This window comes from Laceyella putida (genome assembly GCF_042665195.1).
Lineage (GTDB): Bacteria > Bacillota > Bacilli > Thermoactinomycetales > Thermoactinomycetaceae > Laceyella > Laceyella putida.
Map to the genome: position 1 here is coordinate 30,386 of NZ_JBHTBW010000025.1, position 20,713 is coordinate 51,098.

Genomic DNA, 20,713 nt, shown 5'->3' on the forward strand with positions numbered 1-20,713 from the left:
CGCTTGATAGTCCGTCGTCATGTCTTGCTATACCAGGTGAAGGCTGGATAAAACCAGCTAGAACCATTTTCCACTATGCTAACATACGTTTTCACTTGGAACCAGAGGTATCTCTCCTTCTATAAGGCAAAGATACAACTCAATTGTATTATTTATGCAATCCCATTGTCAAGGCGACGGCTTTTTTCCACGTCCGATTTTCCGCCCTGCAGCCGCACAAAGTAAGCCGCATCGGCCGATTCGGTAAAATGGATGTTATGGGTGACCAAAATCACTTGCCGCCCAAAGGTCTCACCGACCGACTTGAGGAATTCAATCATCGGCACGATATAATCCTCACTCACATGCTTTCCCGGTTCATCCAGAATAATCGGTCCGCTCAAGCGGGGCTTTATCGTTTCAATCAACGCAATGCGCAGGGCCAACGAGACAATGTCGACAATGCCCCCACCCCTAGCCTCTTGCGGCCTGTTTTTAATTTCTTGCCCATCCCATGTGGAAACGACATAAAATTCCGCTGTGGGCGTTCCCCCGTGATCCTTCAGTTCAATTTCAAAACGGAACACCGAACCAAAGACATATTTTAAGGCATTGGTCACCAACGTCTCCAATTGTTGTTTCGCCTGTTCGCGGGCGTGCTCCGCCGACAATTGGAACAGCACACGCACCTTCTCCAGCAAATCTCGTTCCTTTAGGCACAGTTGCCACCGTTCTTCCGTTTGCTTCAGTTGGCCCAGGTAAAGGTCCCGTTCCGATTTGCGCACGATCAACTGGTTTTTGGCTTCTGTCAATGCTTCTCTCAACTGCGTAAACGAAGACTCAACCATGTCACTTTCTCAGCTCCTGCGGCAGATAACTCCACGCTTTTTGCAGTTCTTCGTTAATCTCTTTCTCTAGGCGGCGAATCTCCTCTTCCAATTGCTCTGGTTCCACTCCCAGTTCGCGTACCTCTTTGATGATCTCCTCTTCGTTGCGCATCAGGCTTTCCAATTTACCCTCTGCTTTCAAAAGCTCATTTTTCGCTTTTTCCGTTTGCGCCCGCAACAGTTCAATGTTTTTTTCGATTTGGTTCATCGGTCTACCCTCCCAAATATTCGTGGATCAAGTGTTCCATATCATGTTCTTCAATCGGTCTTTTGCACATTGGACAGTTCCCCAACTTCTTCATCTCGTCGGCCAGCTTTTGCGTTAACTGTTTGATTTCTTCTTTTTTATCGCGGCAGAATTCCGTGCCAATCTTCACCCGCGCCGTCACATCCGCCCATTGTTTATGGAGATCGGTCAGCCGTTTTAATCGTTCCTTCTTCTCGGACAAAGCGGGCAGTGTCTCTTGCCATACCGCCCGAGCATGGCGGTTGCGCTCAAGCGTCTTCTTCCATTGGCCGCTCTCCTGCCGAATCAGTGTCCATTTTCGCTGCAACTGCTCCAATTTGGCCACGCGGTTCACTTGTTTTTGGAGCCGCCCAACCACAAGGTCGGCATCCCGCACTTGAGCCAGGGCTTGCAAGCGCTTCTCCACACGAATGCGTTCTGCGTGATGTTCATCCCATTTGCGCTTGCTTTCTACATAGCGCGCCAACATGACATGGTGTTGCTTAAGCGAAACCAGCCCCGCTTCCAACTGCGGAAGTGACGCGGAAGCTTCGATGATGCGCTTCACCTTTGTTTTTTCTATCTGCAAGCGTCCCCATTGCTCATGGTATCTGGTCAACAAACGGTAATGATACTTTTGCTGTTCCAAACGGTGAACCAGCTTCTCCACTTGCGGCAACTGACGCAAACTGGCGATAAATTGTTCCGTCCCCGCTTTGGCCTTACTTACGAGCCCCAACTGTTCTTGGGCCTTGCTCAGTCGTTCACACAACTCCTGCTTCTGGATGGCCTTAAGATATGCCTCTTCTGCCCGAGCCACTTGCTCTTCCAATTCCGCAATATTTTCATACGGTTGCAACTTTTCGTTTATCTCATCCCTGGTTTGCTCAAGCCGCTTGATCTCCGCATTCATCTGCTGACGGTCGCTGCTCGCTTTTTTCAAAGCATTGTCAATCAGGTGCGCACCGCTGATCCGTCCAATCGTCTTCGCTTTGTTCTGATTGGACTCAAACAAAAGAAAAGGGCTTTCCAATTGGGTGCCAAAATGGACATATAATTCCTTCTGATCCAACTTGATTGGCTCAATTCGGTGCACATCCACGATTTCCTGCGGCACGGTATTGCCAAATCCCTCAAATACCCGCTCTTCTTCCCCCGGTTTTCGCAGAATATAGCGATTGATCGAGGAACTGCGCACCCGAACCACTTCTGTCCCATCAGCAAAGGTTAAGCTGACCCGGCACTCTTTGGCACCGCTTCGAATGTAATCAGACCCGCGCGGAACATTGAACAACACCCAGCGAATGGCGCGCAAGATCGCGCTCTTGCCGCTGTCAGAGGGGCCGACAAATACATTTAAACCATCCGAGAAGTCAATCGTCGTGTGCTGGTGCGATTGAAAATTCTCGATTACCAATCTCTTAAATGTACTCAATATGAAGCCTCCCCTTCCTCTTGTTCGATGGCGATGCGCCGTTGGGCTTCAAATTTGACTTCCTCATCGATTCCATTGATGCGCGAGATTTCATCGATAATATCTAACACATCGACTGCTTGGAAATCCGTCGCCGAGCGGATCTGCTGGACGAAGGAAGCCAACTGCTCCTGGCGGTACATGGTTTTTTCGATATAGGAGCGGTCCAACACCTCTTCTCCACGGGTGGCGGAACTTAACGGAATCATGTTGATCTGGATCGCCTCCCCCAATTCGATCAACGCGATCTGAGGCATCCGCTTGATTTCCGAAGGGTGGTTATTGATACGGGCAAGCGCTCCCGGGTTGACGATATATTTGCCGTTGCGGTGTTGGAGCGGGAAACCGGCATGGTAATGACCCGTTAACAAAATATCCACCGCATCACACCAGACATCCCCTATCATCGTATGGGGAACCCCGTCCGGCAACGCGCGATCGACCAGCATGCCATGCACTATATGGATGCAGTAGTTGGCCTCACATTCATTTTCCACATGGTAATCCAAGGCAACATCCCGTTTATCTAAGTCATAGTGAAACGGTTGTCCGCTAATCTGAACAACTAAGCCATCCTTCTCCAACTTGACCTTTTCCTTTTCACCAATCAGGCGGATCGTCCCAAACGCATCCAACAAGCCCAACATGGTGCGTTCAATGGTGCTTGGATTATGGCCATAAATATCATGATTTCCGGCGATGGCATAAATGGGCGCGCGGAACCGTCGAAAAACTTGGGCAAACTCACGCACAACCGCCGGAGACAGGTTGGGGCGATCAAACACATCGCCCCCATGCAATACAAAATCGACCTGTTCCCGTTCAGCGATTTCAATCACTTCCTCGATTTTGCGCCGAATGGTGAGTTGAAAATCATCTGTGCGGCTGCGCGGAGAAGTTCCCCGGATATGCGTATCCGTAAAATATAAAATCCGCATTATCCATTCTCCTTTTCAGCTTCATCACGCTCACGAAATTCCCGTAATACCGTATATACGAGAGACATGGAATAACCTTGCCGCAATAGATACTGCCCCAATCTGCGCTCAATCGTCGGCCAAGGCTCGCCGCATATACGAAGATAGCGCCGTTCGGCAATCTCCATTGCCACCTGGCGCTGTTCCTCTTCATCCATCTCTATAAGCGCCTCATCAATATAAGATGAAGCCACTCCCTTTTTAGTCAATTCCTGTCGCAAACGAAGCGCACCATATCCCTTGTGCCGATGCCGTTCGGCAACCCAACTCTTCGCATATTGGCGATCATCCAGAAAACCCTGCGCTTCCATTTCCTCAATCGCCTGTTCACCTAATGCGGGATCATATTCTTTCTGCTTGAGATACTGTCTCACCTCATAAACCGTACGCGGCTTATAAGAAAGGTAACGCATCACAGCCTGCTTCACCTTATTGTATTCTTCCGCTTGAAGCAGCTCTTCCCATTGAGCCTGTTCCAATTCCATCCCTTTGTGCAAATGGAATTTGACCAGCACATCTTCGTGGACGGAACAAACTTCATTCCCATCCACGAAGATCCGGTAGCGCTTGGTTTGCTTGGAACACTTCTCGATTCGGGTGATTTGGCTAGGCACTTGAATCACCTTTCAGCTTACGCAAGGTCAAGAGAAGGGGCGCTCTCCTCTTTATCTTTCGGCTTGCGGCCACGTTTCTCTTCCTTGGCTGGCTCTGCTTGTTTTTCTTCGACTTGTGTCAGGGGCAGATCATGGTGCGCCCGAATCCGGTTTTCAATCTTCACGCATACCTCGGGATGATCTTTGAGGAATTGTTTCGCGTTTTCGCGGCCTTGTCCAAGGCGATCCCCTTCAAAAGAATACCAAGCTCCGCTCTTGTTGACGATATCCAACTCAGACGCGATATCGAGCACACTTCCTTCTTTGGAAATCCCTTCGCCAAACATGATGTCCACGTCTGCTTGCTTAAACGGTGGAGCCACTTTGTTTTTCACCACTTTGATCTTCGTGCGGTTTCCGACCATGTCGGTTCCTTGTTTGATCGTCTCTTGGCGACGCACTTCCAGACGGACGCTGGAGTAGAATTTCAGGGCCCGTCCACCCGGGGTCGTCTCCGGGTTACCAAACATGACGCCCACTTTTTCACGAATTTGGTTGATAAAGATGGCAATCGTTTTGGACTTGTTGATGGCTCCCGACAGTTTGCGCAATGCCTGCGACATCAGACGCGCTTGCAAACCAACGTGGGAATCTCCCATTTCCCCTTCGATTTCCGCTTTCGGCACCAATGCCGCAACAGAGTCGATAACGATGATATCCACCGCTCCGCTGCGCACCAACGCTTCCGCGATCTCCAGCGCTTGTTCCCCCGTATCCGGTTGGGACAGCAGCAATTCGTTAATATTGACGCCCAATTTTTGTGCATAAATAGGGTCCAATGCGTGCTCCGCATCGATGAAAGCGGCCGTTCCCCCTGTGCGCTGCACTTCGGCAATCGCATGCAAAGCGACCGTGGTCTTACCGGAAGATTCAGGTCCATATACTTCGATAATCCGGCCACGTGGGTATCCCCCGATTCCAAGGGCGATATCGAGCGCCAACGCCCCGCTGGAAACCGTCTCCACTTGCGGGGTCGTCTCTTCCCCCATCCGCATGATTGAACCTTTGCCAAACTGCTTTTCTATTTGCCTAAGTGCCATTTCTAACGCCTGACGACGATCTGACATGCACAGTTCCTCCTCTATCCGATTAATCACATATACCCATCATAACCTGTTTTGGTTCATCTGCCAAGATCATTTGCGAACGTTTATTCGTTTTTTTTTGCAGGTGTGGGGATCCGCCCGTTGTGGTACATTACAAACAGAACGGCAAAAAGGGGGCTATTCAGTTGGATAAAGAGAAATTGAAAGAACAGATTATGGAGCAATTGGAGGAAGTGAATGACCCTGAACTCAATATCGACATTGTCAATCTCGGTCTGGTCTATGGCGTCGATATCGACGACGAGGGAAATGTCCAAGTGACCATGACCTTGACGGCAATGGGTTGCCCGCTCGCCGGCACCATTGAACAACAAGTGCGTGAAGCCCTCCAAAAAGTGGATGGGGTAAAAGAAGTTCAGGTCGACATCGTTTGGAACCCGCCTTGGGACAAGAGCCGCATGTCCCGCTTGGCCAAAATCGCGCTTGGCATCCATGACGCTTGACTTTCATCAAGTTTGGATGCGCGGAACCCATGAACCCGGAACAATTCATGGGTTCCGTTTTGTTTTTGTAGAGAATGGATGAAAACACCGCGAATGGAAAAACGGCTCCCGGTACACATCCGGAGCCGTTCTGGCTTACATTATGATTTATTGCGCGGCCTTGCCGGTTCCATATTGACACGGGCCCCGTTGATTTTGGATTGACGCAACGCTTCGTAAACGAATGGGGCCACATCTTCCGGCACTTCAACAAAAGAGAAACGATCATAAATATTGATCTTTCCTACTTGCCGCAGGGCAATCCCCGCATGTTCAGCAATCGCTTTGGCCAACTCTTGCGGATTCAGGTTGGCATTGCGGCCCACATTGATGAAGAACCGCACCATGCCGGGCGAAGCTCCCGTTTCACCAAAGTGATAAGTCGCATCGATATTTTTCACAAACCGTTCCGAGAACGCCAAGTACATGGCTGCTGCAGCCACTTTTTCGGCGGAGAACTTCTCATTCATCAGCCCCACCATCTCTTCAAACAAGGAGAGGTCCGCATCCGATTGAACGATTTCTTCGATTTGTCCCATCCAGCTCTGTTGTTGCTTCGCGGCCACTTCTTCCAAGCTCGGCAACTCCCGCGCCCGCAACTTTACGCCTGTCTCCTGCTCGATCGTGCGGAGTTGCTTCATCTCCCTCGGGGTCACCAAAGTAAGGGCAAACCCTTTGCGCCCGGCGCGGCCCGTCCGGCCAATCCGATGCACATAGCTTTCGACATCTTGCGGAATGTCAAAATTGATCACATGGGAAACGCTGCCGACATCGATCCCGCGCGCAGCGACATCGGTCGCAATCAGCAATTCGACTTCTCCCTGGCGGAACGCGCCCATCACACGGTCGCGCTGTTGTTGCGCCAAATCCCCATGCAATCCGCCTGCGAGATAGCCTCTTGCCTGAAGTGCATCCGTCAGTTCATCCACCCCTTTTTTGGTGCGGCAGAACACAATGGCCAGGTCCACTTCCTCGCTATCCAAAATCCGGCACAACGCGTCAATTTTATGATTTTCCAACACACGGTAATACACTTGTTTGATGACCGGGACCGTCACTTCCCCACGATTCACCGTAATATACTTAGGCTTCCGCATATATTTTTGCGCCAATTGACGGATGGTCATAGGCATCGTCGCGGAGAACAATAAAAGTTGCCGCTGCTTGGGCAAGAATTGGAATACCGCTTCAATATCATCGATGAAGCCCATATCCAGCATTTCATCCGCTTCATCCAAAACCATGATCTCCACACTGGACGTGTCAATCGTTCCGCGACGGAGATGGTCGAGCAAACGACCGGGCGTGCCGATCACAATATGAACTCCTTGTTGTAATGCTTTAATCTGTCTGCCGATGGCCTGCCCGCCATAGATTGGCAACGTCTTTACCCGCTTGGGCCTACCGATCCGGCGCAACTCTTCAGACACTTGGATCGCCAGTTCACGGGTGGGCGCCAAAATAATCGCTTGCACCGCTTGCTGGCTGGTGTCGATCCGCTCCAGTACCGGTATGCCAAAGGCCGCCGTCTTCCCTGTTCCCGTCTGGGCTTGCCCAATCACATCTTCCCCGCGCAACACAGCCGGAATGCATTCCGCTTGGATCGGGGAGGCCTCTTCAAAACCAATATCTTGAATGCCTTTTAAAATTTCTTGACTTAATGCAAATTGGTCAAAACGACTCATCGTGTTGTTTCACCTTTCTTTAAGCGTTGCTGAAGAATAAAACAAGCTTGTTTCGCCGCTTGCAATTGGATACGTCTACGTGAGCCCCGGAGTTGCAATCGATAGACACGGACCGGCTTCGACGCTTCCTTAAACCCGATGAAGACGAGTCCAACCGGCTTGCCTTCTGCCTCATCTGGTCCGGCGATCCCCGTTACACTGAGCGCAAAATCGGATGCGAACCGTGTCTGCACTTGCTCAGCCAATGCCTCCGCCGTTTGGGCACTGACCGTTCCATATCGCTTTAGCACTTCTTCAGGCACACCAACCACTTTTTCCTTGCTAAAGCCGGAGTATGAAACGACCCCTCCCATAAACGCCTGGCTGCTGCCGGCCATCGAGGTAAACAGGTGCGACAGCAATCCTCCCGTACAACTCTCGGCAACCGCTATGGTTTTCCCATGTTGGATCAATGCGCGCATAACCACTTCCTCTAGCGGTTCCTCTTGCTCACTATAACAATAATCTCCTGCTCTCTTCAGCACTTCTCTTTTTATTGGAGCGATTAACTCTCGCGCTTCTAACTCGGTCGCAGCCCGAGCAGTCAACCGCAGGGTCACACCTGCTTCTTTCGCATATGTAGCAATGATGGGATTGTCATAAGCTTGAATCAAATCTTTGCATGTCTCTTCCAACAGTGATTCACCAATCCCAAAAAAGGATAACGCCTCGGAAACCATGGCTTGCCCACCGGAGAAGGTAGCCAAGATAAAGGGGCGAACCTGCTGTTCAAACATGGGAATCAATTCACGCGGCGGACCGGGAAGGAGCACATAGGTTACATCTTCCTTGGAAACAGCCAAGCCGGGAGCCGTCCCATTTGCATTATGAAACACAACGCCACCTTCAAAAACATAGGTTTGCTTGTAATTATTGGATGGGATATTTTGCGAACGCCCTTGAAAATAACGTTCCAGATGTTTCACCACAACAGGGTCTTGAATTAATGGGATCCGCAAAAACGCCGACAGCGTTTCCTTTGTCAAATCATCGAGTGTGGGGCCGAGTCCACCACAGAGAAAAACCAATTGAGAGCGCCCATGTGCTCGTTCAATGGTTTCCATAAGTCGCGCTTGCTCGTCGCCCACGGATGTGTGAAAAACCACTTCCACCCCAAGGGAAAAGCATTCGCGAGAAAGATAAGCGGAATGCGTATCTACCGTTTCACCCAAAAGCAGTTCCGAACCGACCGTAATCACTTCCGCGCGCATGCAATCGTTCCTCTCTACCCTAACTCTCTTGCATTTCGCTTATTGCAAATGGGTCATCGAGACAATTTTTCTATTTTTGTAGAAATAATCAAGTCCCGAAATCACTGTCACGATAACCGCTAGCCACGTCACTATCTCAGAAAACGGAAAAGCGATCGTAGAAAACGGCACATTATTCAGCATCAACGCCACAATGGCGACAATCTGAATAATCGTTTTCAGCTTTCCTAACGGACTGGCGGCGATGACCACTCCTTCAGCCACCGCAATCAATCTCAAACCCGTGATGGCAAACTCGCGACTGATGATGACAATCGCGATCCACGCTTCCAAGCGTTGCATTTCCACAAGTGAAATCAGTGCCGCCGTAATCAGCAATTTATCCGCCAATGGATCCAAAAACTTGCCCAAATTGGTCACCATTTTGTTTTTGCGAGCAAGATACCCATCCAACCCATCGGTAATTGCAGCCAAAATAAAAATGAAGGTGGCGATAATTTCACTCAATGTCAAAGTAACGCTTCCCACCCGGACGTAGCCAATATCAAAGCGGACCAACAAAAAAAGCATCACGACTGGTACTAAGAAAATACGGGCCAGCGTAATTTTGTTGGCTAGGTTCACCTTAACCAACCTCCCTGGCTATGACAGATTAACTCAATTTATTTATAGTACCATCTTAACCAAGAATCGTTAATTTGGTTAGATGGAGAGGCAACTTTTTTTAGAGGGTTAGCTTGATCGGCACCGCTTTGCGCTCCCTCAGGCCAAACCTTTCCTTGTGTAATTCTTTCGTAAGTATAAACCAACCGCTGGGCGGTGTCAAAAAGAGCAGGGTGTCCAAGCTCCCCCTGCTCTTTTTGCACGCCTATTCCTGCGCAGGTTGGTCTTCATCCGCTACGCCAGCCATGCGCAATTGGTAAAGCGACACTTCTTTTTGCGCTGATGTATCAATCATCACGCCATTGGCAAATAATAACACTTGATCGGGGTTATCCAAACGCACGGACAACCATTTGTCGTGGCTGAATGTCACCGTCTGGTTCCCGCCCAGCTTCTTGTCAAACAGCGCTTCCCCTTTGGGCCCGCCGGCACGCACACGGATATCGGTCGGTTTTTTGGCGGTGATTTTGACCAGCACTTTATCAGCGTTTTCGATTTGATAGATATCGCCATATTGATAACTGTCTGAGGTTTCGGCCAAAGTCACTTTGGGACGGTTATTCGCCGTGGGGGAAGTTGATTCATTCGCTTTCGTTTCCGAGTCCGCGGAAACGACTTTCGCTTCTTCATTCCCATTCAGCACCGTCCAGGTGATCGCAGCCGCGCCAACGACCACCACGGCCACGGCGATCGCAATCACCCATTTGTTCCCTTGGGAAAGCAGACGCTGTGGCAGCTCTTTGAGCGCGACGGTCCAACCCGCTTTGCGCTTTTTATCCAGTTTCTGTCTCGAGCGTGTTCTTCTGCTCATAGAGGCATCTGGGCCGGCGCTTCCGACTTCAATGGATGTCTCCATCGACGGCGGTTGATTTTCTTCTTCCCACTTCTTATAGTAACTTAGCAAAGGATTGGGAGCCACATTTAAGACGCGGGCATACGCCCGGATAAATCCCCTTACATAAATCGGATCGGGTAAATTTGAAAATTCTGCGCTTTCAAGTGCTTCTATATAGTGTGGCTCTATTTGGGTCAACTCCGCCACATCCGACACGCTCAATTCTTGATTTTCCCTAACTGCTCTCAGTTGTGTAAAGGGATTAGGCATTTCACCTATGTACCTCCTATAAACATGATTGAACAGAATTAACTTCTACAGTATAGCCTACACGGGAAAGATTCGTCAAAAAAGCAAGCCCACGTGCGGTTAGGCTTGCTTTTTTGTCATTGGCTATCCTGTTTAAGATGAATAAATGTTACCGATTTTTGCACCGGCTCGCCATTGACGGTGACTTTGGCGTTGGCCGGATTGTTGAGATAGATATAGATGTCGGGACTCTTCGCAAATTCATGTTTGTAAGTGAACGGCTCTCCAACGGACAGTCTCACGTCTTTAAAAGGGGTACCGTCAGCTTTGTAGCGGAGGTCGAGCCCCAACTCGCCGGTAGCCTCCACCTCGATCTGCGCTTCGGTTCCGCTCACCCGATAATGGTCTGTTGTCTTTCCGCTGCTGATGAATTTAAGCGTGCCGGTCTTCGCCGGTGCGGGTGTTGGCTCTGGTGTCGGTGCTGGCTTTGTGACGTTTTGTCCACCGCCTGCATTGTTTGGATCTTTGTTCATATCCTTTCCATCGTCTCCCACAAAGGACGCCACTCCCCAGGCAATCGGAATGCACAGGGCCAAACCGGCCGCCGCAATGATCACGGAACGCTTGGGTTTCTTGCGACTCGTCTTGGCCGCCTTCTTCGACTTCCTGTTTTTGACAGCACTTCTGGACAGCGAAGACATTTGCACCGTTTGCTGATTATTCAGGTCATCATGCTCCTGTTCATGACCAAACGGCTCACGCACAGGCGGTAATGTATTGGTGGAACCCACATCCACTTTTTTCATCTTGGCCGTCCGTGACAACATGCTGGTCGGCCCTGTGGCCACTGGACTTACCTTTTGGTTATCCCGCGTGCGTCGGGAAGGCAAGGCTTGAGTGGCCGCTGTCTCTTGTTTTGCCATGTTTTCCTCGACCACTTGCGGCGCGGTGACCTTCGGCTGATTAAATGTCGCTTGACTAACCCCCGGGACCGTCTTCTCCATCTCTTGGCGCTGTTGCGGGATTCCCTTCAGCATACCCGTCGTTTGTTGATAACCCGCATCCCTGCGCGCAAGTTCTTTGTCCCGGCGCACTTTATCGCTCTCCGTGCGGGGAGCGGTCAAAGCGGTTTGTGTATTGATGCGCGATTGACCAGGTTTTTGGTTGATTGATGGCAGACGGAATGAATTCGTCTCTTGTCCTACAGGTTTATGAACGCCCGTCGCTTGATTTATGGTTGGCATTCTTCCCGTTAGCTGCCCGGCTAATGGATTGATTTGGGTTTGCGCTAAGTCATTTTCTGTTATCGCTTTATGAACAGTGGTATTAAAACGTTCAGCCTGCTCAATTTTGCGATATTGTCTCAAAATATGATGAGGTTCAATTTTTACGCAATTGGCGTATGAGCGAAGATAGGTTCTTACATAGAATGGACTAGGCAATTTATCAAACTCGCCATTTTCGATTGCAATCAAAAAGGATTTTTGGATTTTCGTCTTTTCTTGTAATTGATCGAGGGATAGACCAATTGCTTCGCGGGCTTGTCGAAGATATGAGCCAATTTCGACAGACACCCCAGCCACCTCCTGAAAGGCTGTCAATAAACATTATCCAACCTTCAATTTGTTTTCACCTAAAATTATGGATATACTTCTGATGTATCTGCAGGTTCGTTTAAACAAAGCAAATGTATTCCGTTTTAGGCATAGAACATCCATCTCTCGGTTTGTGCAGATACGTTTTGCAATACCATGCGTATAAAACTATCACTACTACTAACCCATACTTTTCAGAGTAACAGAAGTTGTTTATCAAAATCAATAACCATTCTCAGTAGATTTATAGAAAAACACATAAGATGGTTGTTGGCAATTTGATTCAAGCATACCACGACCTCTTTCACGTGTCAAAAAAGCTCTCTATGATTAGAGAGCTTTATTTCAGAAGGGATATGTATATATCTTTTTCTTCATCGTAGTCATCGGTCCTAACAGAAAACCCATTGATATTTACAGAAACTTTATTAGGTTGCAACAATTTGATCCAAACCCCAGTCGGGTATGACTGGGTAAATTCTTTATTATCCGCCGTGACTTCACCATGGTCAAGGGGATCGCCAATCTCTTGTTCCCTTATTTCAAATCGGCTTCCCGATCCTTTTAACCAGGCTATTTTCAAATCCAGCTAAACGGCATTAACCAGTTCATACCGATCTGGGCCCGTCGGCGATGTGGTTAAGACGGATAAACGCGCTTTGCCCAACACGGGGGGGTTCTCCGCCTTATCCACCTGATTTTGTTTAACTGTGACGGGAGCTTCCTTTTTCTTTAGATGTGCGGCGTTTTCAGCACGATACCACATGAATAAAGCAATCGCGATTACCAACAGCACCGTGCCCGCAATTAATAGGCCTGTGTATATTTTGCCGAAAGTAGAGGTTTTCTTTTTCTTCTCCCGTTTCACTTCTCTTTTCCATTCCGGTTGCGGTGGCGGAGTCACGCTCCGCCGCGAACGCACAGGCGCTTCGATGGGTGCCGATTTGATTCCCAATTCCTCCGGCGCCGGCACGTCCGGCGGCATCTGCGGGCGCCGTGAATGGGTCCTTCCTTGACGCACGGAAGTTGATTGTTCCCTAAGCTGATCCGGTTCCGCGGTCACCGGGCGCATGGACTGGGTTTGTGACAGGCGATTACGGTGGCCGGATTGCCCTGGTGCCGCCTGAACGGACGCTTGGCCCATCGGTTGCTCTCGCACAGCCGGTTGTTGTTGCGTCCGTTGCTTCATAAATCTAGTGCTGGCCGATGATTGGGTTGGTTGATAGTACTGCAGCAACAGTTGCGGATTTTCCCCAACTGTGATGGCGTATGTGCGAATATATGAACGCACATACACTGGGCTTGGAAACTGGCTGAAATCCCCTTGTTCCAAAGCAATCAGATATTTTTTCCGGATGCGTGTGGTCGCTTCCACATCTTCAAGCGAAAGCCCTAAAGATTCACGTGCTTGTCGTAATCGATAACCAATTTCATTAGACAAGCTGATCCCTCCTGCCAACTACTTCATCATTTCTTCAATTGGACACGGTAACTCTTCTCTGTATCTTGTGCCGCCGTATTGATTTTCTGCCCGTTTACGAGCACTTCCACATTGGATGGAGTCCCCAAACGGAACCACACTTGCGTCTGGTTACCGATCTCTAAGGATTTTTCTTCCCCGACCTTCAAAGTAAATTCTTGCGGGGTATCTTTCGCCGTCGGAGCAAAGCTCACTGTCGATTCGCCATCTTTTCCTTTCAATTTCACTTCCAACTTATCGGCATTCCGAACATAATACAATTGTCCTTCCAACTGATTGTCCGAAGTGCCGCCCTCTTCCAAGAAAACGATATTTTGGCCATCCGCTCTTACGCTATTATCGATGGAATCTTCCACTTGCTTGCTCGGCTTCCCGTCCACCGGGGCGGATGTCTGTTGAAACATGGTAAAATAGACAGTCCCACCTATTAGCAATAAGGCGCCAACAGCAACAGGCAAAACCCAATTCGGCATTTGTTTCTTGTTGTCAATACCATCGCCATTTTCTCTAGCCAGCTTGCTCTCCAAAGCGACTCGGCGCGGCGCCAAGGGTTGTTGCATCGTCTGCTGCAAATCGGGTAGGGTGGGGCGCAGAGTCTGCGTCATTTCCAACGATGGTGCTGGTTGTTGTGGTTGTGATGGTGGCAACGACATGGGCGCTGGCGCCTGAGGCGCCATTGGTTGTGGCAACGATGGTGTCATCGCCTTTGGCTGTATTGTCTTTGGTTGCAATGGTGTTTGCGGCGTGCGCATCGCTGGTGGCAAAGGTTGCTGCGCTGGCATGGTTGCGCGAACGGTTGGCTGTTCCAACGGTTGTGTCTTCCGGGTTAACGGTTGCGGCTGCGATTGACGCAGTGGTTGACTCTTTGGCAGCGGAGCCGGTTCAGGCTTCGTCTGACTCGGTTTGTTGGACGCAAACGTTGCACGCGGTTGTGTAACAGGTTGGGTTGTCGGTTGAATGGTTGGTTGTGTCATCGATTCGGTCGCGGAAGGCTTCCCTTGTACCGTTTTGTCAAAGTACTCCAACAAAGGCCGCGCATCCAAACCTAGACACTTCGCATACGTACGCAAAAACGCTTTCGCATAAAACGGACTTGGCAATTGGTCAAAGCGATCGTTTTCTAATGCGTTCAAATATTCTGTATGAATATTCGTAAGACTGTTCATTTGCTCGAGAGTATATCCCTGTCGCTCTCTGGCTTGCCGCAAATAAGCTCCAATCCCGGCCATCAAATCCCCTCCAAACTTTCGTTAAAATCCTTCCAAGCCTTGATCCATTATGTCATACGTAATCAGTTCATCAGGATGATTTCTAAGCTCAATGATCGTGTTAAAATCATCAAGCGTATATTCTGTCTCTTTAACAAAAATGTCGGGATGCTCGATCACCTTGGTTGCCTGCATCCGCAAAATATCCCTGACCAGCAGGTCATGGCGCTCCGTCGATCTGCGAGTGGACACAATGCCATCAATAATATAGACATGGTTTTCCGACAACTCGTCTTGCGCCAACTGGCTGCGAACGGTTTGCTTTAACAAGGTGGAGGAAACAAACGTCCATCGTTTGTTCGCACAGACGCTGGAGGCCACAATTGATTCCGTCTTTCCCACGCGTGGCATTCCCCGAACCCCGATCAGTTGGTGACCTTTTTTTTTGAACAGCTCTGCCATAAAATCAACGAGTAATCCCAATTCATCTCTCGTGAAACGGTAAGTCCGCTTATCTTCGATGCATCGGTCCAGATACCGCCCATGCCGTATGGCCATCCGGTCTACCAATTTAGGCGGGCGCAGCGCGGTGATCGTGATATTGTCAACACCAAGAAGAATTTGTCTTAACGCATCGATCTTTTGTTGTTCTTCTGTTCGCAAAAGCATTCCGCGACGACTATTTTCGACGCCGTTAATTGTCAATATATTTATGGATAGCATACCCAACAAAGATGCAATATCCCCTAACAGCCCCGGTCGGTTTTTATGAATTTGGTATTCCAAATACCATTCCTGTGAACTCATTACAACACCCCTCTACACCTTCACGCTTACTTTCAGAAGGGATTCATATGTTTTTTAGTATAGCATAATCCAAAATGAAGAAGGTAGATTTAAAAATAAATAAATCATCTAGTTATAAAAATAAAACACCCATTTTGGGCGGGTGTTTTATTTTCGTTGAACAATATTACTTATCACTTATTTGAATCAACTAATTTTACCATCAAATTAGCCATGGTACGTTGCTCTTCTTCATTGGCAACGCTCCATAAGTCCGCCAACAGACGCTCTTGCACGTTTTGCGGATCCACATCTTTAGCCAGATAGTCACCGATTTGGTAGGCCAAGTCGGTGATCGTTTCGCGATCCATCCCGAGCTTCTCCGCTTGATGTACACGATTGGACAAGAACTCTTTCCATTGGTCGAAATTTTCCAAGACAGTCATGCTTTTCCCTCCTCCATCATCTTCAGCAGTTTTCAGCGCTCTAAGTATAATATGAGACAAAATCGTATTTTTTATGCTCAAGTCAACCAGCCACCATTGATCCCCAGTATTTGGCCCGTTACATACCCGGCATCCACAGAGCAGAGATAAACCACTGCACCGGCCACCTCTTTCGGTGTCCCCAGCCTCCCCATCGGAATCTCATCAGCCAATTCCGCTTGTTCGTGGCTGGACAATTGCGCATCCAACATCGCCGTTTGAATGGCGCCAGGGGCAACCGCGTTGACGGTGATCCCCGAACGGGCCAACTCTTTGGCTAGTGCTTTGACCATGCTGATTTGCGCTCCCTTGGCAGCTGAATAAAGCACTTCCAGTGCCCCTCCGGTCTGTCCCCAAATCGAAGAGATCACCACGATTCTTCCCTGCTTCAAGTTAAGCATATGCGGGAGCGCCACTTGTGTCAGATGGAAGCATCCGCGCACATGCACATCCATCATTTGATCATACTGTCTTTCGGTAAAATCTTGAAAAAAACCGAACATGCCTTGCCCCGCCGCATGTACGAGAATCGTCGGCGCCCCCAATTGGGAAGTGACTGCCTGATAAGCCCGTTCCACCGAACTTCGCTCTGATACATCGAACTGAACTGCTTGGGCTTTTCTTCCGTATGATCGGCAACGCTCCACCACTTGCATCGCCTTGGCTTCGGCCTGATGATACCCAACAGCCACCTCGGCTCCCGCTTCGGCCAAAGCAGTGGCGACAGCCGCGCCAATCCCTCCGCTCGCCCCGGATATCCAAGCCACTTGTCCTTTTAGCTTCTCTTCCATCCTTACCGCCTCCCCATAAAAAAGGCGTCCTTATCAAAGGACGCAAATGATTACTGCCCAGATGGTCGCACCAGCGACACGGCAAAGCGTGACCAATCCACATGTTCTTTCATCCGCCGATTGACGTCATCCAATGTCAACTCTTCCAGCATCGGTATAATGCGGAATAAGTCCACGCCTTTAAACTGATAGCTGGTAAATTGGTTGGCAATCCATTCGGGTGAGTTGAGAAAGCGCAAATTGCTGCCGATTTTCTTCTTGCGAATCCGATCAAATGTCTCTTGCGGAATCCCTTTTTCAATCGCTTGCGGCAATTCTTGCTTAATCCGCTCCAACAACCGATCAGGGTTGGGGGTGTCCCCACCCATCATGGAGAAACCAAACCCGAGTTCCAATGTATAGTCAAAACCGAAGTTGTCATCGATTAAGCCTTCATCATAGAGGGACTGATACAACTCGGTTGCGGGGCCGATCAGCGCCTCCAGCACGATTTGCGTCGCCAACTCCTGCTTGAGCGAAGCTTCCCCTTCCACTTGCGACCAATCTTTTCCTTCCTTAAAGCCAAACAAGCATTTGGAAATGCCCACACTCAATTTCATTTCATTCAGCGGCTGGGCCACCGCATCTGGTTCGTCTTCAAAAAAACGGGCGATTTCCGCTTGCTGTTCAAACTGTTTGCCTGCCTGATTTTCTCTGATCAGCGTCATGGTTCGCTCCGGGTCAACCGCTCCGACGACGAATAACAGCATATTGCTTGGATGGTAAAAGGTTTCGTAACAGGTGTACAACAATTCCTTGGTAATTTGCGATATGGACTCAATTGTGCCAGCGATGTCGATCTTGACCGGGTGTTTTTGGTACATCGCTTCAATCAAGCCAAAGTAAGAGCGCCAATCGGGATTGTCATCATACATGCGAATTTCTTGCCCGATAATCCCTTTTTCCTTCTCCACATTCTCATCGGTGAAGTAGGGAGTTTGCACGAAGTCAATCAAGGTCGTCAAATTTTTCTCCACATGATCAGTGCAGGAAAAGAGATACGCCGTTCTGGTAAAGCTCGTAAACGCGTTGGCCGAGGCCCCTTGGCGCGAGAACTCTTGGAACACATCTTCACCGGAAGGCTGCTCAAACATTTTGTGCTCCAAAAAATGCGCAATTCCGTCGGGAACGGAAACCTTCTCCTTGCCGGGCACTTGGAAGGTGTTGTCGATCGACCCGTATTTTGTCGTAAAGGTGGCGTATGTCTTGCTGAAGTCTTCCTTTGGCAGGATGTAGACATCCAAACCATTATTTAATCTCTCATAGTAAAGCGTCTCTTGGATTTGAGCAAACTCAATTTTTTGCATCCGCATTCCCCTCCTGATCACGCAGGAAATAGATCGTGTCTAGTTGCACCTTTTGCGCCACCCGGACAATGTCATCTTTGCTTACGCGCTCAATAGCTTCCAACATCTGTTCCAGTGTTCTCTCCCGCCCCACCAACACCGATTGGTAATGGAAGTTGATTAAGTCATACGAGCGATCCTGTTGCTCTTTGTAGGAATTGGCCAATGTCGCCTTGGTCTGTTCCAATTCTTGAGTCTCAATCTGTCCTTGGCGCATCGCTTCCAACTGTTCTTTGATGATGTCGACAGCCTGCTGGTAGTTGGCGATCTCAATCCCCGATTGGATCATCAACAAACCTTTGTAACTTTCCAGCCGGGAGGAACAGTAGTACGCCAAACTGGCTTTTTCCCGCACATTGCGGAAAAGCTTGGAGTGTGGAAAACCTCCCAAAATGCCGTTGTAGACGACCAGTGCGGGATAGTCGTCCGAGGTGATCTCCGTTTGTGTACGACAACCGATATTCAATTTCCCCTGCTTTACATTGAGCCGGTCGACGACCACTTTTTCTTCTTTGACTTCATGGGTCACTGAAGCTAAAGGAATCTCTTTGCGTTTTCCGGTTGCATAGGGAGCCAAGCGGTCGCTCAACAAACGGACAACCTGATCGATTGAAACATTGCCCACACAGTAGAGATCGATGGGACAGGTGTTCATCACTTCTTGATAATATGTATAAAGACGGGTCGGCTCAATTTGTTCCAAATCCTCTAACCGACCATGGTTAAACAAAGCAAATGGCTCGTTTTTGCACATCTCTTCCACCATGCGCTGAGCCGCATAGCGAATCTTATCATCCTGCAAGCTTTCAATCTTCTGCTTCAAGTTTTTCTTTTCCGCCTCCACATAGGAAGCTTTAAAGCCATTCCCTTCCGTAACTGGGGCAAACAACACTTCCGTCAAAAAGGAAAGACCTTCTTCCAAGAGCGCCGGCTTGTCTTGCAAATATTGCTCATTGGCGATTTCCAAGCCAAACTCCATCAGATGGCGTTCTCCCCGCTTAAACACATCTCCAAACAAGATGGCTCCATACAAGTCGTCCAGCTTCCGCTTTAATTCAATCGTACTCGGGGTCGATTGCGTTCCCCGCTGCAGCACGGCTGGCAACAAGGCGGTTTTGGTAACGGTATCAGCATTTAACTCTTGCCCAATATAAGCTACGAACGTGGTCGTTTTAAACTTGGTGCTTGAACAAACATGTACTTGAACATTTCCAATTGAAACGGTTTCAAAACGGGTATTGGCCACGTTGACACCTCTCCTTTAAATTGTGCCGATGTATTATCATTATAGACTAATTCCCATCAGATGGAAACGATAACCACTTTTTTGGACATATCACGCCTTCATTGCTAGTATCCTAATTTATTCACCCATCCATACCCGATGGCTCCCTTTTTCTCTTTCAACAATCCAGAAACCGCCCAACTACTTGTTTCACAGTAGCCAGGCGGTTTTGCTCAGCTTTTTATGAATTGGTGCAGATCAGCTTCCGATGTGGGAACAACCAATTCTTTATTGGCGATTTTCCGTTTGTATTCATCCACGCGCTTTAACACATCCGGTTTGACGTGTCTCTTTGTGGTTTCGGCATAGCCAACCCCGTTTTCTTTCAAACCAAATTGCAACACTTTGCCGGCTTGGTGTTTTTTCTGCTGTTGCGCTTTCATCACATTATAGACGGCAACGTCCACTTTTTTGATCATCGAACTTAGCGTATGGTCCGGCGCCAAGCGGCTTTGGTCCATATCCACGCCAATCGCCCAGTATTTTCCTTTTTTGCGCGATTTCACTTCATCAAACAAGCCTTTTCCCACACCGCCAGCAGCATGGTAGATTATGTCGGCTCCGCCATCATACATGGCTTTGGCTAACGAACGGCCTTTGGTCACATCATTGAAACTCTCCGCATAAGCCACTTGCACTTTCGCCTTGGGATTTACCGTTAAGACGCCAGCGCGGTATCCCACCTCAAACTTTTTGATCAGCGGGGAACTGATGCCGCCGATAAATCCGACTTTGTTGGTTTTGGTGGTTAATCCGGCAATCACTCCCATTAAAAAAGAGCCTTCTTCTTCTTTAAAGGTAACGGCGGTGACGTTTTTGGGGATTTTCCCTCCCAAGTCGCTGTCCACAATGCCAAACTGCACATTTTGAAACTGATTCGCCACATCGGAAATGGCTTTGTCAAATTTAAAGCCTACGCCCCAAACCATATCCCGCCCCTCGCGCGCAAACTTGGTCAAGTTGGGCACATAATCCTCATCCCGCTTTGATTCCAGCGCCTTGATGTCAATTCCCAGCTCTTTTTGCGCTCGTTTTAACCCCTCATAAGTGGTTTGGTTAAACGATTCATCATTTAAGCCTCCGGTGTCCGTCACCATTCCGGCGGAGAAATCGTCCTTGCCGTTGGCTCCTTGTTTTCGATCGCCCCCTCCAGCGGTGGCACAGGCGGAAAGAAAAAGTAAGCAACATGACAATACCAGAGAAATCCAGCCTATCCGTCTCATGATATTCCT

At 49.0% G+C, this 20,713-nt stretch carries 21 protein-coding genes; 1 reads left to right on the plus strand and 20 read right to left on the minus strand.

Annotated features, from left to right (window positions below):
- Positions 1-152: 152 nt before the first annotated feature.
- The 6 genes from ACFQNG_RS10200 to recA are packed head-to-tail and all read right to left on the minus strand — an operon-like array spanning position 153 to position 5,263.
- Complete coding sequence (locus tag ACFQNG_RS10200) at positions 153-827, minus strand: ATP-binding protein (RefSeq protein WP_379864823.1); 675 nt, start codon at positions 825-827, stop codon at positions 153-155.
- Position 828: 1 nt separating this feature from the next.
- Positions 829-1,074: a hypothetical protein gene (locus ACFQNG_RS10205; RefSeq protein ID WP_379864824.1), complete on the minus strand. Its 246-nt coding sequence runs from the start codon at positions 1,072-1,074 to the stop codon at positions 829-831.
- Positions 1,075-1,078: 4 nt separating this feature from the next.
- Positions 1,079-2,527: an AAA family ATPase gene (locus ACFQNG_RS10210; protein ID WP_379864825.1), complete on the minus strand. Its 1,449-nt coding sequence runs from the start codon at positions 2,525-2,527 to the stop codon at positions 1,079-1,081.
- The gene (locus ACFQNG_RS10215; RefSeq protein ID WP_379864826.1) at positions 2,524-3,504 is read right to left on the minus strand and encodes a metallophosphoesterase family protein; all 981 of its coding nucleotides are present in this window, start codon (positions 3,502-3,504) and stop codon (positions 2,524-2,526) included. Before ACFQNG_RS10215 ends, ACFQNG_RS10210 begins: the two co-directional genes overlap by 4 nt.
- On the minus strand, positions 3,504-4,157 hold the full coding sequence (locus ACFQNG_RS10220; RefSeq protein WP_379864827.1) for a RecX family transcriptional regulator: 654 nt from the start codon (positions 4,155-4,157) through the stop codon (positions 3,504-3,506). Before ACFQNG_RS10220 ends, ACFQNG_RS10215 begins: the two co-directional genes overlap by 1 nt.
- 17 nt (positions 4,158-4,174) lie before the next feature.
- Complete coding sequence (recA, locus tag ACFQNG_RS10225; protein ID WP_379864828.1) at positions 4,175-5,263, minus strand: recombinase RecA; 1,089 nt, start codon at positions 5,261-5,263, stop codon at positions 4,175-4,177.
- A gap of 194 nt (positions 5,264-5,457) precedes the next feature.
- Here recA and ACFQNG_RS10230 point away from each other — a divergent pair, with 194 nt between their 5' ends.
- The gene (locus ACFQNG_RS10230) at positions 5,458-5,745 is read left to right on the plus strand and encodes a metal-sulfur cluster assembly factor (RefSeq protein ID WP_379864853.1); all 288 of its coding nucleotides are present in this window, start codon (positions 5,458-5,460) and stop codon (positions 5,743-5,745) included.
- A gap of 140 nt (positions 5,746-5,885) precedes the next feature.
- Here the strand turns inward: ACFQNG_RS10230 and ACFQNG_RS10235 are convergent, their stop codons facing one another.
- The 14 genes from ACFQNG_RS10235 to ACFQNG_RS10300 all read right to left on the minus strand — a co-directional run bounded on the left by ACFQNG_RS10235 (position 5,886) and on the right by ACFQNG_RS10300 (position 20,704).
- Positions 5,886-7,469 (minus strand): DEAD/DEAH box helicase, encoded by a 1,584-nt coding sequence (locus ACFQNG_RS10235; RefSeq protein WP_379864829.1) that lies wholly within the window; start codon positions 7,467-7,469, stop codon positions 5,886-5,888.
- On the minus strand, positions 7,466-8,719 hold the full coding sequence (locus ACFQNG_RS10240; protein WP_379864830.1) for a competence/damage-inducible protein A: 1,254 nt from the start codon (positions 8,717-8,719) through the stop codon (positions 7,466-7,468). Before ACFQNG_RS10240 ends, ACFQNG_RS10235 begins: the two co-directional genes overlap by 4 nt.
- A gap of 39 nt (positions 8,720-8,758) precedes the next feature.
- Positions 8,759-9,343: a CDP-diacylglycerol--glycerol-3-phosphate 3-phosphatidyltransferase gene (gene pgsA, locus ACFQNG_RS10245; protein WP_379864831.1), complete on the minus strand. Its 585-nt coding sequence runs from the start codon at positions 9,341-9,343 to the stop codon at positions 8,759-8,761.
- A gap of 38 nt (positions 9,344-9,381) precedes the next feature.
- Positions 9,382-9,585 (minus strand): hypothetical protein, encoded by a 204-nt coding sequence (locus tag ACFQNG_RS10250; RefSeq protein WP_379864832.1) that lies wholly within the window; start codon positions 9,583-9,585, stop codon positions 9,382-9,384.
- Positions 9,586-9,587: 2 nt separating this feature from the next.
- The gene (locus ACFQNG_RS10255; protein WP_379864833.1) at positions 9,588-10,487 is read right to left on the minus strand and encodes a helix-turn-helix domain-containing protein; all 900 of its coding nucleotides are present in this window, start codon (positions 10,485-10,487) and stop codon (positions 9,588-9,590) included.
- A 116-nt stretch (positions 10,488-10,603) separates the two neighbouring features.
- A complete protein-coding gene (locus ACFQNG_RS10260) occupies positions 10,604-12,040 on the minus strand; it encodes a helix-turn-helix domain-containing protein (protein ID WP_379864834.1) in 1,437 nt (478 codons plus the stop codon).
- A gap of 610 nt (positions 12,041-12,650) precedes the next feature.
- Positions 12,651-13,502: a helix-turn-helix domain-containing protein gene (locus tag ACFQNG_RS10265; protein WP_379864835.1), complete on the minus strand. Its 852-nt coding sequence runs from the start codon at positions 13,500-13,502 to the stop codon at positions 12,651-12,653.
- Positions 13,503-13,528: 26 nt separating this feature from the next.
- On the minus strand, positions 13,529-14,770 hold the full coding sequence (locus ACFQNG_RS10270) for a helix-turn-helix domain-containing protein (RefSeq protein ID WP_379864836.1): 1,242 nt from the start codon (positions 14,768-14,770) through the stop codon (positions 13,529-13,531).
- A 21-nt stretch (positions 14,771-14,791) separates the two neighbouring features.
- The gene (locus ACFQNG_RS10275) at positions 14,792-15,556 is read right to left on the minus strand and encodes a DUF3388 domain-containing protein (protein WP_379864837.1); all 765 of its coding nucleotides are present in this window, start codon (positions 15,554-15,556) and stop codon (positions 14,792-14,794) included.
- Positions 15,557-15,729: 173 nt separating this feature from the next.
- Positions 15,730-15,981 carry a DUF3243 domain-containing protein gene (locus ACFQNG_RS10280; protein ID WP_379864838.1) on the minus strand — a complete coding sequence of 84 codons (252 nt, stop codon included), beginning with the start codon at positions 15,979-15,981 and terminating at the stop codon, positions 15,730-15,732.
- A gap of 77 nt (positions 15,982-16,058) precedes the next feature.
- A complete protein-coding gene (gene ymfI / locus ACFQNG_RS10285; protein WP_379864839.1) occupies positions 16,059-16,811 on the minus strand; it encodes an elongation factor P 5-aminopentanone reductase in 753 nt (250 codons plus the stop codon).
- A gap of 50 nt (positions 16,812-16,861) precedes the next feature.
- Positions 16,862-18,157, minus strand: coding sequence for an EF-P 5-aminopentanol modification-associated protein YfmH (gene yfmH, locus ACFQNG_RS10290; RefSeq protein WP_379864840.1), 1,296 nt, complete (start codon positions 18,155-18,157; stop codon positions 16,862-16,864).
- Positions 18,144-19,442 (minus strand): EF-P 5-aminopentanol modification-associated protein YfmF, encoded by a 1,299-nt coding sequence (gene yfmF, locus ACFQNG_RS10295; protein WP_379864841.1) that lies wholly within the window; start codon positions 19,440-19,442, stop codon positions 18,144-18,146. Before yfmF ends, yfmH begins: the two co-directional genes overlap by 14 nt.
- A gap of 212 nt (positions 19,443-19,654) precedes the next feature.
- Complete coding sequence (locus ACFQNG_RS10300) at positions 19,655-20,704, minus strand: BMP family lipoprotein (protein ID WP_379864842.1); 1,050 nt, start codon at positions 20,702-20,704, stop codon at positions 19,655-19,657.
- Positions 20,705-20,713: the final 9 nt, after the last annotated feature.

Coding starts and splice junctions, on each gene's coding strand:
- ACFQNG_RS10200 (WP_379864823.1), bottom strand. CDS start 827: ATGGTTGAGTCTTCGTTTACGCAGTTGAGAGAAGCATTGACAGAAGCC.
- ACFQNG_RS10205 (WP_379864824.1), bottom strand. CDS start 1,074: ATGAACCAAATCGAAAAAAACATTGAACTGTTGCGGGCGCAAACGGAA.
- ACFQNG_RS10215 (WP_379864826.1), bottom strand. CDS start 3,504: ATGCGGATTTTATATTTTACGGATACGCATATCCGGGGAACTTCTCCG.
- recA (WP_379864828.1), bottom strand. CDS start 5,263: ATGTCAGATCGTCGTCAGGCGTTAGAAATGGCACTTAGGCAAATAGAA.
- ACFQNG_RS10230 (WP_379864853.1), top strand. CDS start 5,458: ATGGAGCAATTGGAGGAAGTGAATGACCCTGAACTCAATATCGACATT.
- ACFQNG_RS10235 (WP_379864829.1), bottom strand. CDS start 7,469: ATGAGTCGTTTTGACCAATTTGCATTAAGTCAAGAAATTTTAAAAGGC.
- ACFQNG_RS10240 (WP_379864830.1), bottom strand. CDS start 8,719: ATGCGCGCGGAAGTGATTACGGTCGGTTCGGAACTGCTTTTGGGTGAA.
- ACFQNG_RS10255 (WP_379864833.1), bottom strand. CDS start 10,487: ATGCCTAATCCCTTTACACAACTGAGAGCAGTTAGGGAAAATCAAGAA.
- ACFQNG_RS10270 (WP_379864836.1), bottom strand. CDS start 14,770: ATGGCCGGGATTGGAGCTTATTTGCGGCAAGCCAGAGAGCGACAGGGA.
- ACFQNG_RS10275 (WP_379864837.1), bottom strand. CDS start 15,556: ATGAGTTCACAGGAATGGTATTTGGAATACCAAATTCATAAAAACCGA.
- ACFQNG_RS10280 (WP_379864838.1), bottom strand. CDS start 15,981: ATGACTGTCTTGGAAAATTTCGACCAATGGAAAGAGTTCTTGTCCAAT.
- ymfI (WP_379864839.1), bottom strand. CDS start 16,811: ATGGAAGAGAAGCTAAAAGGACAAGTGGCTTGGATATCCGGGGCGAGC.
- yfmH (WP_379864840.1), bottom strand. CDS start 18,157: ATGCAAAAAATTGAGTTTGCTCAAATCCAAGAGACGCTTTACTATGAG.
- ACFQNG_RS10300 (WP_379864842.1), bottom strand. CDS start 20,704: ATGAGACGGATAGGCTGGATTTCTCTGGTATTGTCATGTTGCTTACTT.